Origin of the sequence: Rhizobium sp. ERR 1071, assembly GCF_007828675.1 — a bacterium.
Taxonomy (GTDB): Bacteria; Pseudomonadota; Alphaproteobacteria; order Rhizobiales; family Rhizobiaceae; genus Rhizobium; species Rhizobium dioscoreae.
On record NZ_VITM01000017.1, the window covers coordinates 56208 to 69840 of the forward strand.

The following is a 13633-nucleotide window of genomic DNA, read 5'->3' on the forward strand; positions in this document are numbered from 1 at the left end:
GCGGAGCGGTAATGGCCCGTTTGCGCACCGCGATCGTCTGCGGGATTCGCTCAGTTTAGCTGGGGCGTCGTATTCTTGATTGGCGAGAAAGTGGAGCACCGCCACGGGGCTGTCGAATACAGCACCGTTGCTCGCTTGAGTCTTCGTTCAAGCTGCTTCGTATACCGCCATTAAAGTTTTTTGCTCTGGAGCCAGTGTCGGATGGCCTGAATGAGTTCTTCCTTGCGCTCCAACGGCAGCCAATGCCCGCAGGGCATACTCGCCACGGTAAGGTCTCGGCAGGCTGCACGCATCGGGTCGCCCTGACGATTTCCGTTGATGCTGCAGATCTGATCGAAGTCGCCGTTAACGAACAGCACCGGCTGCGACAGTCGGCCCCCATTGGGCGCCTCGCGCGCGTAGACGGTGTTGGCATCACCGTTCAGATACAACGCGCAGGTAGGGAGGAAGCCGCGAAGCTTGAACGCGTGCACCAGCTCTTCGAAGTCCGCCGGCGGCCACAGTGCCAGGTCGGGCCGGGTGGGCGGGGCTCGGTGTGCGGCGCCGAAGCGCCCACCGTTGCGCGTGACTTTCGCGGATGGCGAAACCTCGCCGACGGCGGCAGGGCTGCCCGATCGAAAGATCGATGCCAACGATGCTTCCGCGTCCGCGTCGAGGTCAGCCACCGCCGTATCGAAATGCGTCGTGTAGTACCGATAGTAATCCCATTGGCCGTCCGGATATTGGTCGGCGGGGTAAATCGTTCGATCGACCAGCGCAACGAGCGTAGGCAGGGCGTTCCCGTCGGGAAAATACGCCCACGAGATCAGTACGACGCCACGGCAGCGTTTCGGCTCATGCGCGGCCAAGGCACCGGCTACGATGCTGCCCCAGTCGTGGCCAACCCAGATTGCAGCCTCGCGGCCAAGGTGGTCATGGAGCTCCGCCATGTCCGCCACGATTTCCTCGATGGTATAGGCATCGTTGGCTGCAGGTGCGAAAGAGCTGCCAAAGCCGCGAAGATCAGGAGCGATGCAGCGCCACCCGTCGGCGGCGAAGGCGTTCATCTGGGCGCACCACATCAGACCTATGCTCGGCCAGCCGTGGAGGAAGATCATCAGCGGTCCGTCGGCCGGCCCGCATTCGATGTAATGCGTTGTCTGACGGGGCGTGCTGAAGGTGCGGGAAACCAGCGTTGATGAGAGCATTCCCCCCGCTGCGCCCGCCAGGACGGCCGCGTCGGTCACGAGGGGGATGGACCGTTGGTCGGGATGCCCGATCAGGATCGGACCTTCGACGGGATGGTGTTGGATCATAGGCATGCGCAACCGTACGCCGAGCAGATGCTTGCGATTAGGCCTGAAATCACACATGAAGTATGAAGCAAAACTTCAAGGTGGATCACTTGCGACAGAAAAATATCCTCGAAGGCGTGGCTGTGTTTGTCGCCGTGGCCGAAGCTGGTAGCTTTTCCGAAGCAGCGCGGCGTCTCGGTATCTCTCCATCCGCGGCCAGCCAGGCGATCCGAAGCCTCGAGGAGCGTCTCGGCACGCCGCTTTTGCGCCGCTCGACCCGCAGTTTGAGTTTGACGGAAGTCGGTACCGACTATCTCCTGGCGGCGGCTCCTGCCCTGTCGCAATTGAGGCGAGCGGCGGAGGAGGCCGCACGGCGGGGTGGTCGGCCAGCTGGCCCCTTGCGCCTCACCATGCCGCGCGCGCCCTTCGACCTGCTCATCGCCGCAGCACTGGCGGCTTTTCAGGACACCTATCCCGAGGTGGAGCTTGAGATCGCGGTCGAGGCGCGCATGATCGACATCGTCAAGCAAGGCTACGACGCAGGATTACGCTATGGTAATTGCCTCGAGAAGGACATGGTGGCAGTGCCAGTCGCGCCCAAGTCAGAAGCCGTTCTCGTCGCTTCACCTGCCTATCTTCATGCTCGAGGGATGCCAAATCTCCCAAGCGATCTGCTCAGTCACCGCGCCGTGGTGTGCCGCAGTCAGACAACCGGCTTGATCATACCATGGATCCTGCAATCCGCAGGCGAGACCGTACAGATCGCGCCGCCCGCGGCCACGATCGTTCACGATCTCGCCTCACAGATCGAGCTGACTGTAAGGGGCTTAGGAATTGTCAGCGCTCCGGCTGCGAGCGTGTCCGACCTCCTGGCCGCTGGAAAGTTGTCACGGGTCCTGCCCGAATGGTCTTCGCCGCTGGAGGCGCTTTATCTCTACTTTCCGAGCAGGCGCCATCAATCAGCGGCATTGCGCGCGTTCGTCGCGTTTCTGAAGGGACGCTCCTATCTTCCCTCCAACTGAGTAATGGTCAGGTCAAAAACGTAGATGGGCGAGATGAAGCCTCATCCCGCCCGGGATCAAATTCGCGCTCGGCCTTAAGACTGATCAGCCTGAAGGTTAGCAAGCAGTGTGGAGCACACCGAATTCTACGAACCGGCCACCTTCGCTATCCGATCAAGCAAACGATAATCCAGCGCTGAAACTTGCCATTAACGCAAGAGCCGACGCTTAACTTCGTTTCGAGATCTTGCGGTCAAGCTGCGGCATCGCGCAATTAACGCAATCGGTCCCATCCTTTGGGCAGAGCAGGCGGTCAAGCGGGTGCCGCATCGTCAGATTGGAGGGGGCGGCGTCCTTCAACGCCGGCGCGTTCCCTGATGTCACCGGCTGCAAGTGAGCATCCGCCGTCAACGGCGCTAGGGGGTAGAATCACGCAACAGCAGGCGCGTGCCGACCTCTACGATGGATCTGATCGCGGGGAGGAGTTCCTTCCCCAACTCGGTCAACTCGTATTCCACCGTGGGCGGTGATGTCGGTAAAACCTTGCGCGTGAGGACGCCGCGCTGTTCGAGATCCCGCAGCCTGCTCGTCATCACCTTCGCCGAGATGAAAGGATTGTCCCGGCGCAATTCCGAGAACCGGCGTGGGCCTTCGCTCAAGGACCAGAGCACCTCCGGCGTCCAGCAGCCGCCAAGGAGATCCATGCATTTCGACATGGGGCAGCCCGGGGGCGTCTCCACCTTCTTTCGTACCTTGAGTACCATTACCCTTCCTTCAACGGCAGTTTCCAGTTGGTTACCGGAAAATGAAGGTAACCGCAAGATACGTGGTTTCCCGTGGTAACGATGGCCGTTATGTACAGGCCATCGAATTCATTGCAACCACGAAATGGACTGAACGATGTACGCAGTAACTGGAGCAACAGGACAACTTGGCCGCCTCGTGATCGAGGCGCTGCTGAAAACCATTCCCGCCAACCGGATCGTCGCGGCGGTTCGCAATCCGGCAAAGGCCAGGGATCTGGCCGAACGCGGGGTGATCGTGCGCGAGGCGGATTATAGCCGGCCCGACACGCTTGGTCCGGCGCTGACCGGCGTGGAGAAATTGCTGCTGATTTCCTCGACCGAGGTCAGCGGCCGTCTTCCGCGGCATAGCGCTGTGATCGAGGCAGCCAAAGCGAACGGAGTTTCGCTGATCGCCTATACCAGCATGCTGCACGCCGACACGTCGCCGGCAAGGCTCGCAATCGAGCATCGCCAGACAGAAGAGGTCATCGCGGCCTCGGAACTGCCCGCGGTGATCCTACGCAACGGCTGGTACACCGAGAATCACCTCATGGCGCTCCCCGCAGCACTAGAGCACGGCGCCTTCGTCGGTGCCGCAAAGGATGGGCGCTTCTCGTCAGCGGCCCGGCAGGACTATGCCGAGGCTGCAGCCGTGGTGCTGGCGACCGATGGGCATGCCGGGAAGACCTATGAGCTTGCAGCCGACCAAGCCTTTACCCTTGCCGAGCTTGCCGCAGAGGTCTCGCGCCAGTCGGGCAAGGCCGTCGTCTACAACGACCTGTCCGAGATTGCCTATCGTGATGTCCTGACGGGCGCCGGCCTGCCAGGCGACCTCGCCGCTCTTCTGGCCGATGCCGACGCCGCTGCCTCGCGCGGTGCGCTGTTCGACGGCGGTGGTGCGCTCGGGCGGTTGATCGGTCGTCCGACCACTTCGATGCAGAGCCTGGTCGCCGCCGCGTTGCGCGCCTGAGCCAGGTCTTCAGGCGATGTCACGTCGACAGAACGGCCGTGGTTTCCTGTTGGGCGGAGCCGCCTGACCTCCATCCCACCTCGCAAGCTCGCGTGACACCAACGTGTCCGCGAGGTGAGGAAGTTCCACTCATCAACGCGATCAAGTTCAATTCGTCTCGTAAGATTAATCCAGAGAGCTGCCCCATGCCCATGAAATATCAAACAAACGACAAGGCGACGTCTTCAACAACGCGTCTGGAGCACAATTTGTCCCGCGCCGTCTCAGTCGGTTTCAGCGCTGGACTGACTGCCGGCGTGATCGTTCTCGTGCCCGTTCTGATCCTGCAACTGTCCCGGGGCGTTGGGATCGTACCTGAGATGCAACTGGCAGCCAGCAGCCTGATGGGCATGGCTGCCTATGCGGGCGCGACCGGCTTCGTCTTCGGGACGTTGCTCCACTTTTTCGTGTCGGTCGTTCCAGCCGTCGTCTACGCGCTGGTCGTCTGGCAAGTGCCGGTGGTGAACCGCTGGACGTGGATCGGTGGTCCTGTGCTCGGCATCATCCTGTTCTTCTTCATGGGCTTTGTCGTATTGCCGCTCAGCGCCTTCACGACACCCGCATCGGTGACCCCGATGCCCTTCGTGCCGGCCCTGCTGATCCATATGTTCGGTCTTGGGTTGCCGATCGCATGGGTTGTCAGGCGCGGATGGGCTCGGTCGAACAGTGTCGCTTGATCTGCTATGCGCGGTGATCAGCCTCGCTGGTAAGACAAGGTGAGGAAGAGCCCGATTTAGCGCGAAACGACAGCGGGTTGAACGCGGTTGATCGCCTCTCATCGGCGAGTGGATATGTGTGGTAACAGCAGATAGGATGCATGCTCTCCGCCCGTCGCCAGCGTATCCGTCCCGCCATAGAGGGTGGCGTCGCGGTTAGGATGCGCGGCGAAGAACAGCCCGGAGTTGCTGGAGTTCGGAAGATCGTAGTCCTTGGCGCGAACGATGTTTGCGCCCGGGCCGTAGCCGAAATCCTTGCCCTGGATGGTCAGAGCCAGACGATAGCCCTTCGGAATGACGATGCTCGTCGGTTCGGTGAATTCCACATCCACTGGGTAAAGCTGCTCGGGCGTCATCGGCTCCGACGTCAGATGCGGATGGAACGGAGCATACTCGGTCGAGCGTGCCGGATCGACCGCTCGGTGCGACACGCGCAGATAGCCGAGGCCGAGCGGTACATTCGGGTCGCTGTTGCCCATGAAGGCGACGTCGCGGCCTTGCGGATCGATCAGCCGCGCGGCCGCGAAGATGTCCATGTCCGCTGTGGAGGAGCCGACCCAGAGCCTGACACCGATCGGGCCGGTGAACTCCGTCTCCTCAGTGAACGGCGCGGAGGTGAACGTCAGCCCTTCGCCCAGGCCGGGATAGGATTTCTCCGCGGGTGCGGCGGTTCCGAGCGCGGGGTCCATCGATCCGTTTGCCGCGTCGAGATAATAACGCTGCCACTGCGTTCCAGGCAGCGGCCACGCCGCGGCACCGCGCCACGCCGTTCCGTCGGGACGACGGATCTGCAACGCCACCCGCGGTTCCTTCTCCCATCCGTTGTTCACGCCCTTGAGGAAGTGATCGAAGAAGCGCTTCTGCAGCGCCAGCGCTTCGTCTGAATAGAAGGGCGTCAGATGATCGCCGGTCTGGATGCGCAGCCATTTCTGCTTGCTGGCGGCAGAGCGAAACCCCTGCGTGCTCCAGTCCGTCCAGTTGGCGACATCGAGCAGTGGCACCGTGATGCGGCTTCCGTCGGGGATTCGCTCGCGATAATAGGCATCATCGAACGGATGCTTGGCGAAGGCCTCGACCGGATCGACGCGGTTCTGCTTCAAGACATCAGGAGGGAGAGGCGCCCCCGTATCCTTGCCGCCATCGATGGAGTCGATGAGCGGCGTTTCTGCGTTGCCATTCTGGTTGGGCACCACCTGATGGGTCCACCAATATTCCCAGGCGACGTTGAGGATCCCGCCATAGTAGGCGATCTCACGATACTGATCGAAGGCTCCCTCCCACGGCAGGATCGCCGCAAGACCCTGAGGGTGTAAGGCGGCAACCTGATACTGATTTATCGCCTGGAATGACGTGCCCAGCAGGCCGACCTTTCCCGAGCTCCAGGGCTGCCGCGCTGCCCAGGTGATCAGCGTCGCATAATCTTGCGTTTCGCGCGGCGAGAAGGGATCGAGCACGCCTGGTGAGGCGCCGGCGCCGCGGACATCGGCATGGATGACGATGTAGCCGTTCGCGACCCAGCGTTCTGGATCGGGCGCCTCGAAGCGGATGTAGCGGCAGGAGGATTTTTTGCAGAGATCAGGGTATTTTGCGATCAGCTTCGCCCACGACGTCTTGTAGGCGGGCGCATCCGCGAGGCTCGTATCCTTGCCATAGGGGCCCATCAGCATCAGGATCGGGTACCGGCCCGGCTTTTCCGGGCGATAGATGTTGGCGCGCAGCTGCAGGCCATCGGTCATGGTGACCGGCACATCATGGTCGAAGAGCATCCCGGGAACGCCGGAGGCGACAGGCGTCGCCAGGCTCGGCTTGGCAAAAGCGAGCGCGAGAGTGAAGGCAAGGGGCAGTAGTTTGGTCAATCGCATCGGAGGTTTTCCTTTGTTGTCCGCAGGCCGAGCAGCGGCGTTCTTCAGCGCGCGCGATGTTCCGCGACCGAAGTCATGCAGGAATGTGAGTGTGCTTGTACCTTTGGGTTCGCTTCAGGGGAGGGCCGATGATGCCCGCGCGTCGGCGTTGCGGAGAGCCGCGCCGATATCGTCCATGAGCCGCGGATGGGTCGGTTGCCAGCTCAGGCGCCGCTGCGTGAGTTCACTGGACACCGGATTGTCGGCGCCGACGAAGGGCGCGAGCCAGCCGAAATGCTTGTGTGCGTCTTTCGGAAACAAACCTTCGACGCGGATTCCGAGGTGGCTGCCGATCGCCTCCGCGATGGCGCGCACCGGGATTCCTTCTTCGGCGACCGCATGATAGCAGGTGGCGGCTTCGCCTTGTTCGAGGACGAGGCGGAAGAGGCGCGATGCGTCGAGCCGATGGACAGCGCCCCACCTGTTTTCGCTATCGCCGATGACATAGGCGGAGACCCGCTTCTTGCGCGCGATAGCGATCAACTGGGTGACGAGGCCCTGCCGGGTTTCGTCGTGTACCGAAGGCGGTAGCCGAACGATCGTGGCCCTCACGCCGCGGGCTGCGAGCGCCAGGGCTGCCCCCTCGGATCGAGCCCTGAGACCGCCCACAGCATTCGGATCGGCGGGATCCGTTTCAACCGCCAGCCGTCCCTGAACCATCGCCATTGTCGGAAAGGCAATGACCAGCGATCGCTGATCTCCGCGCAGCGCGTTGCCGAGCGTCTCGATCGCGCGCCGGTCCGCCTCGACGGCGGCGGTCATAAACCGCTTGACGATATTGGTCGGGCTGCCGCCGAGCATGACCCGCAGGCGCGTCGCGAGACTGGCGTGCGAGAAGGCATGGAAGAAGGCGGTGTGAATCACGCCGTCCGCCCGGGCCGCGCCGCGTGCGAGGCTTTCGAGCTCCTCGATGCCACCGCGCTGCGGTTTCGCGCCGGCCGCTTCAAGGCGTGCGGCGGCTTCCGCCGAACGCACGAGCCCGGTGACTTCGTGCCCGGCCTCGATGAGCTCGCGGACGATGGCGGCCCCGATGAAGCCGGTGGCACCGGTCACGAATATGCGCATGGCGCTTCTCCTCTATTGACTTCAAACCCAATTTAGGCGGTTGCTCAGGAACGATCCATGCCGCATAGTTCGAATATGGTTTTCGATCGTTCAGGAAGTCACGAATGGATGCACTCTCGGATGTGCTCTCGCTTCTGAAGCTGCGTAGCTACGTGTCGGGCGGCTTCGATGCGGGCGGTGATTGGGCGATCAGCTTCGGGCCGCATGAGGGGATCAAGTTCCACGCCGTCGTGACCGGCTCGTGCTGGATATCGGTGGAAGGCGAGTCTCCTGTTCAGGTCAGCGCCGGCGAATGTTTCCTGCTGCCGCGTGGCCGGCCGTTCCAGATCGCCAGCGACCTGTCGGTCGCGCCAGTCCCTGTCAGCCAGGTCCTGCCGCCACGGCCGGAAGGGCGCATCCTCACCTACAATGGCGGTGGAGACTATCTCAGCATCGGCGGCTACTTCACGCTGTCGGAGGGCCAGTCGGAGCTGCTCTTGAACGTCCTTCCGCCACTCCTGCACATCCGTGATCGTCCTGGCAGCGCGACCCTGAATTGGTGCGTCGAGCGCATGCGGCAGGAGCTGTCGGAGGGACAGCCCGGCGATTTCATCGTCGCGCAGCAACTGGCGACGATCGTGCTGGTGCAGGCGCTGCGGCTTTACCTGTCCGACCGGACGGCCGAGGAAGCAGGCTGGCTCTCCGCGCTCGCGGATAAGCGTTTGCGCGCGGCCATCGCCGCAATGCACGGAGCACCTGGCCAGCGATGGACGCTGCAGACCCTCGCCAGGGAGGCTGGGATGTCGCGCACCGCCTTCGCGGTGACCTTCAAGGAAAGGGTTGGCCTTTCGCCGATGGACTATCTGACGCGCTGGCGCATGATGCAGGCGGCGGACAGGCTGACCTCGACGCGTCAGTCGCTTGCCGAGATCGGGTTGGCGCTTGGCTACGAATCCGAAAAGTCCTTCAGTACCGCTTTCAAGCGGGTGATGAACTGCTCGCCCCGGCAATATGGCCGCCGGCAGGTCGAGGCGGGTGAAGCTGGACGTCGCCTAGCGTCTGGTAGTGAGCAGTCCTTCTCGTCACTCCCTTAACGGTGGAGCGGACACGTTCAACATGGTTCCCGTTTTGGTCGCCGGCCGGCAGGAGGATCCCCGCGGTTGGCCGCGAGGATCTGTCCGACAACGGCATGTCCGCGATCCTGTCCGACATGCCCGGCCGAGAGATCTGCCATCAGGAAATTTCGTCCGAGCAATTGAAGCAGCGATTCCTCCGTTACGGCGCGAAAGCCAGGCATGCCGTGCATTCGCGTCTGTGCTCTCAAGCTCCGAGTGGAGCCGGAGCTTTGGGGTTTGGGGAGACCTTGCGCACCTCTTCAAGTGCGCCCGCGATCGAGGCCCGACGCACCTCCTCGCTGCGCCCGAGCCCCTCGGCGATAATAAACTCGATATCCGTGACACCCATGAATGCGAATGCGGAGCGGAGCAGCGTCTCGGCATGTTCGAACGAGTGATACGGCGAGCCATCGCTGTAGACGTTGCCGCGCGCCAGCGCGACGATCACGCGCTTTCCCTGGGCGAGACCGATCGGCCCGTTTTCGCCGCGCGCGAAGGTCTTTCCCCGCACGACGATATGATCGATCCAGGCCTTGAGCTGGGTGGGAACAGAGAAATTGTAGAAGCCGGCCCCGATCACCACAACGTCCGCGTCGAGGAATTGCTGCACGTCAGTGCCGGCGTCGAGCACCTTGAACGCGTCGAGGGTGAGATGCGGGAGCGGTTCGCTGGCAAGGTCGCGATAGGTGACTTCAACCGCGTCATGTGTTTCGACGATCCGCTCGACGATAGCGGCAGAGAGCACCCGGCTTGCCGAGTTTTCGCCCATGATACTGGAGTCGAGATGAAGAAGTTTCACTGGATATCTCCGGTCTTGATTTGTGACCAGGACTATCTATGTGACCACAGGTGCTCCGCCAAGAACGCATAATTTTAGGACCTGGTCACATGGATATGCCTGCCTCGCCGGCCGTCAGCGCCCAATGCCACAAGGTCGGCAAAGTGCTCGCCATCGTCGGCGACAAATGGACAGTGATGATCGTCAGGATACTGGTCGAGCGGCCGCATCGCTTCAACGAGATCAAACGGACGGTCGGGGGCATCTCGCAGCAGATGCTGACACGCACCCTGAAGGCGCTCGAGCGCGACGGGATGGTGAGCCGGACGGTCTATCCGACGGTCCCACCGCAAGTCGAATATGCCCTGACGGAACTTGGACAATCCCTGGCTGTGCCGGTCCGCGCACTGGGTGCGTGGGCGGGAGAGCATATCGACGAGATCGAGAACAACCGGGCACGTTATGATCAAGACAAGCATGCTCCTACCGGTCGCGGTGGATCAGAGTAGGCCCGCCGTCTGGCGGACGGGCAGCTCGACATGGCGGCTGAACCCGCCCATCGTTGCGCCGGTGACAAATACGTTCATGACAGAAGTCTCCTAAATTCGAAGTGGGGACAGAAGCCGTCAGCCGGGCCTACGCCGGCCTGATTGCCTCAATTCTGGAGACGTTGATGGCGGGTTTCGCCCGGGGTGCCGCCTCTACCATCCTGTCGATCAGCGCCTTGCATTCCTCTTTCCCGGTCGCGAGCAATTCGCGCATCGACTTCACGCGCGAGAACATCCACAGCATGAAAGTCAAAATGAAGATTGGAAGGCCGCTGAGGCGCACTTTCGACTTCGGATAGACTGGGTAGCCAAGCCCTTTGATCAGCGCGAAGCTTTCCTTCACCCCGCGTGCGACGAGCTTTGCTTCGCCCCAGGAGGCACCGCCGCCGCGCCGCTCGCCCGCCACCGCGACGCTTTCGAACCCGATGCATAGCGGAACGTGGCAACGCAGCCAGAGGGGCATATCGGGTTCGTGGGCCGCGGGTAGTCCGGCGGCGCTGAACACGTCCACCCAGCGCTGCTCACTCATGATCGTCTTTTGAGATTTCGAAATAGTGGGCTTGAGCTTGCCGTCTTTGTCAATCATCGCCTGCACGAAAGGCATGCCGAACGAGCATCGCTCGGCGCCGACCGCATCGCGCAGCCGCTCCGGTTCGAAACTGACAAACATGAACTGGATGCTCTTGGCGGCGCTGCGCTGCAAAGCCGGCAGCACGGCATCGGCCTGATAGTCGATGACCGTCACGATGATGAGGTCGTAAGGTGTCTCCTCGTCGAGCACGTCCGCGATTTGTACGTCGGCGCGCTCACCCGTGACGGTGACGATGCCGTTGTCGCGCCGCAACTGCTGAAGCCGGGCCGACATCGGCCGAGCGATGACAGTGACGTGGTTGCCGGCGCGAGCCAATTGGAACGCGAATGTGCTGCCGATTTTGCCGCAACCAAGGACGGCAATGCGTAAGGACTTCGACGAGAGTGGAGGTGAAGGCATGAACAAGTCCCCGATTTCGGTCGAGAACAAATCAACCGCAACGGCGTATGCTGGTAAAGTAGTGACCTTATGGTAGTATAAAGACTAACAGGATGAGCGAATATCTGCCTATCGAAAACATGCTTGGGCGCTATCTCCGCGATCGCCGTGCCAAGCTCGATCCCGCAGCTCTGGGGTTCTCCTCGGAGCGTCGCCGGACTCGCGGTCTGCGCCGCTAGGAAGTCGCGCAACGGGCCAACATCAGCCCGACCTGGTACACCTGCCTCGAACAGGGGCGCGGCGGCGCGCCATCAGCCGAGGTGCTCGATCGCCTCTCGCGGGCCTTCATGCTCACAGATGCCGAACGTGAGCACCTTTTTCTGCTCGGCCTCGGCCGCCCGCCCGAGGCCCGCTACCAGAAGAACAATGGCGTGACGCCGCGACTGCAGCGCGTGCTGGACGCGCTGGACCCGAGCCCGGCCCTGATCAGAACCGCCATTTGGGACGTCGTCGCCTGGAATCGAGCAGCAACCGTGCTGCTGACCGATTATGGAGCGTTGCCACCGGATGAGCGCAATCTGTTGCGCATGATATTCCTCAATCCGCACGCCCGCACGATGCAACATGATTGGGAGAGCGTGGCGCACTTTGTGGTGGGCGCGTTCAAGCTGGACGCCGCGCGTGCGGGGGCGGCGGCTGAGGTGGAGCCTCTTATCGACGAGCTCTGCCGGCTGAGCCCCGATTTCAGAAGGATGTGGCGCGACAACGAAGTTCATGGCGCCCATGGCGAGGCGGTCAAACATATACACCATCCGGTTCTCGGCCCGCTCGCCTTCGAATATTCGGCGTTTTCTGTCGATGGTAGGACTGATCTCAGCATGGTGGTCTACAATCCGGCGACGCCAGAGGATGCTGAACGGATCAGGTCCTTGATTGCCTAGCCGTTTTGGCCTCGCCTGCGGCGTTTGTCGACCGACTTGCTTCCTGAGGCCCGCCGAATTTCAGATAGTGTCCTTCAACGCCGCTAACATGAACACCCGCGAGTGGTGGGAAAAGAGATGCAGGTTTAAAGCTCTGTCGCCCTAAAACTTCGGACCGCCGTTCCGAGCGATACGGCAGGCGATATCTCCTCCGGGGGATGACCGTCCGCCTCCACCTGCTTGTGTGAACGCTTGGGAACGTTCGGCTTCCCCCGCAATGTCCAGATCATGGCGCAAGACTCTTTGAGGCGGGTTCAGGCATAACGCGTCGTGGCTCCGGCAGATTAGGCGAGCAAGTCCCGAGAACTCCAATACGCACGCCGGTTCTCTGTGGCCTTTTCTCTGGAGCACCGCGGTTATGACGCGGCGTTGAGAAAGTCGATGAGGCTGAAGGGCGCATGCTCACCCAGGCAAAGGTCCAGGACTCGGCGCGCGTCAATGGCAGCGGCCTTGCTGCGCGCGAACATCGCCGCCTCATAGACGGTCAGCGCATTCTCGATGTTTCCAGGCTGAGCGGCTATGGCCTCGCCGAGTTCGGCCCCGTCGAGCATCGCCAGGTTTGCGCCGTCGCCGGCCGGAGGCGACAGATGCGCGGCGTCGCCGAGCAGCGTCACTCCTAGCGCACGATCCCATCGATGACCAACCGGGAGCGCGTTGACCGCTCGCAGGACCGGCGCCGTGTCGCTGCCGGTGATCAATGAGGTGAGAGTGGGTGTCCACCCGTCGAATTCGGCTGCTATCCGTGTTTTCACAGTCTCGGCGTCGTTGAAGTCGATGTCCGCAAACCAAGCCGCAGGTCGCATCAGTTGAACATAGGTGTGGAGAGCGCCTGTCGGCTCCCGGTGCGCGGTGATCCCCTTGCCCGGTTCGAGCGCGAACATTCCGCCGGCCCCGACCGCCGCGGCCGTTGCGGGAAACCGCCGATCAGCGTCATGCAGGTAGGTCTCGACGAAGGAAACGCCGACATAGCCGGGTTTCGCGTCTGACAACAGCGGGCGTACCTTTGACCAGGCGCCATCGGCTCCCACGAGCAACGCGGTCTCTACAGCCGAGCCATCGGTGAACGTCAGTTCGTGACGACCGGCGCCAAGCGGCCTGGCTCCGGCGAGCTTCCGCCCCCACCGGATCGTCCCGGCAGGCAAGGAGTCGATGAGGATCCGCCGCAGGTCGCCCCGGAGCACCTCGGGACGTCGGCCGTCTCCGGGTTGGTCGAGCAGCACATTGCCGTTTCGGTCGAGGGCGCGCGTCGCGTCGCCACCGTCGTGAACGATTGCGCGGAATGCGTCGGTCAGGCCGGCGGCAGCGAGCGCGCGCTGACCGTCATGTTCGTGAACGTCAAGCTGGCCGCCTTGAGTGCGGGCGTGCGGGGAGGGCTCCGCTTCGAAGATCGTGGCGGTGATGCCGTGAAGGTGGAGCACGCGGGCGAGGGTCAGGCCGCCCAGGCCTGCGCCAACAATGGTAACGGGAGTGGTTATGATGGCACCTCGAGATGATTGGAACATTGTTCCATAT

The 13633-nt window shown here is 62.4% G+C and carries 12 protein-coding genes and 1 pseudogene; 6 read left to right on the forward strand and 7 right to left on the reverse strand.

Annotated elements, in window-relative coordinates; genetic code table 11:
• Positions 1–170: 170 nt before the first annotated feature.
• Positions 171–1187, reverse strand: a complete 1017-nt coding sequence (locus FBZ99_RS30855; RefSeq protein WP_145636732.1) for an alpha/beta hydrolase — start codon at positions 1185–1187, stop codon at positions 171–173.
• A gap of 197 nt (positions 1188–1384) precedes the next feature.
• Between FBZ99_RS30855 and FBZ99_RS30860 the strand changes: the two genes are divergently transcribed.
• Positions 1385–2296: a LysR family transcriptional regulator gene (locus FBZ99_RS30860; protein WP_173002553.1), complete on the forward strand. Its 912-nt coding sequence runs from the start codon at positions 1385–1387 to the stop codon at positions 2294–2296.
• 395 nt (positions 2297–2691) lie between these two features.
• Here FBZ99_RS30860 and FBZ99_RS30865 read toward each other — a convergent pair whose 3' ends face one another.
• A complete protein-coding gene (locus FBZ99_RS30865) occupies positions 2692–3039 on the reverse strand; it encodes a winged helix-turn-helix transcriptional regulator (protein ID WP_113352124.1) in 348 nt (115 codons plus the stop codon).
• Positions 3040–3175: 136 nt separating this feature from the next.
• Here FBZ99_RS30865 and FBZ99_RS30870 point away from each other — a divergent pair, with 136 nt between their 5' ends.
• Complete coding sequence (locus FBZ99_RS30870) at positions 3176–4030, forward strand: SDR family oxidoreductase (protein WP_145636678.1); 855 nt, start codon at positions 3176–3178, stop codon at positions 4028–4030.
• Between the two features lie 191 nt (positions 4031–4221).
• The gene (locus FBZ99_RS30875; RefSeq protein ID WP_210248405.1) at positions 4222–4746 is read left to right on the forward strand and encodes a hypothetical protein; all 525 of its coding nucleotides are present in this window, start codon (positions 4222–4224) and stop codon (positions 4744–4746) included.
• A gap of 98 nt (positions 4747–4844) precedes the next feature.
• Here the strand turns inward: FBZ99_RS30875 and FBZ99_RS30880 are convergent, their stop codons facing one another.
• On the reverse strand, positions 4845–6647 hold the full coding sequence (locus FBZ99_RS30880; protein WP_145636680.1) for a CocE/NonD family hydrolase: 1803 nt from the start codon (positions 6645–6647) through the stop codon (positions 4845–4847).
• Positions 6648–6761: 114 nt separating this feature from the next.
• Positions 6762–7751: an SDR family oxidoreductase gene (locus tag FBZ99_RS30885; protein ID WP_145636682.1), complete on the reverse strand. Its 990-nt coding sequence runs from the start codon at positions 7749–7751 to the stop codon at positions 6762–6764.
• A 104-nt stretch (positions 7752–7855) separates the two neighbouring features.
• Between FBZ99_RS30885 and FBZ99_RS30890 the strand changes: the two genes are divergently transcribed.
• Positions 7856–8824 carry an AraC family transcriptional regulator gene (locus FBZ99_RS30890; protein ID WP_145636684.1) on the forward strand — a complete coding sequence of 323 codons (969 nt, stop codon included), beginning with the start codon at positions 7856–7858 and terminating at the stop codon, positions 8822–8824.
• Between the two features lie 226 nt (positions 8825–9050).
• Here the strand turns inward: FBZ99_RS30890 and FBZ99_RS30895 are convergent, their stop codons facing one another.
• The gene (locus tag FBZ99_RS30895) at positions 9051–9644 is read right to left on the reverse strand and encodes an FMN-dependent NADH-azoreductase (RefSeq protein ID WP_145636686.1); all 594 of its coding nucleotides are present in this window, start codon (positions 9642–9644) and stop codon (positions 9051–9053) included.
• Between the two features lie 89 nt (positions 9645–9733).
• On the opposite strand from FBZ99_RS30895, the gene FBZ99_RS30900 reads away from it, so the two are divergent.
• Positions 9734–10132 (forward strand): winged helix-turn-helix transcriptional regulator, encoded by a 399-nt coding sequence (locus FBZ99_RS30900; RefSeq protein WP_113352118.1) that lies wholly within the window; start codon positions 9734–9736, stop codon positions 10130–10132.
• 127 nt (positions 10133–10259) lie between these two features.
• On the opposite strand, the gene FBZ99_RS30905 is transcribed toward FBZ99_RS30900, so the two are convergent.
• A complete protein-coding gene (locus tag FBZ99_RS30905) occupies positions 10260–11192 on the reverse strand; it encodes a ketopantoate reductase family protein (RefSeq protein ID WP_145636688.1) in 933 nt (310 codons plus the stop codon).
• 62 nt (positions 11193–11254) lie between these two features.
• Here FBZ99_RS30905 and FBZ99_RS30910 point away from each other — a divergent pair.
• Positions 11255–12082: pseudogene (locus FBZ99_RS30910) on the forward strand (helix-turn-helix transcriptional regulator).
• Between the two features lie 395 nt (positions 12083–12477).
• On the opposite strand, the gene FBZ99_RS30915 reads toward FBZ99_RS30910, so the two are convergent.
• Complete coding sequence (locus FBZ99_RS30915) at positions 12478–13623, reverse strand: FAD-dependent oxidoreductase (RefSeq protein ID WP_246661235.1); 1146 nt, start codon at positions 13621–13623, stop codon at positions 12478–12480.
• Between the last annotated feature and the right edge of the window lie 10 nt (positions 13624–13633).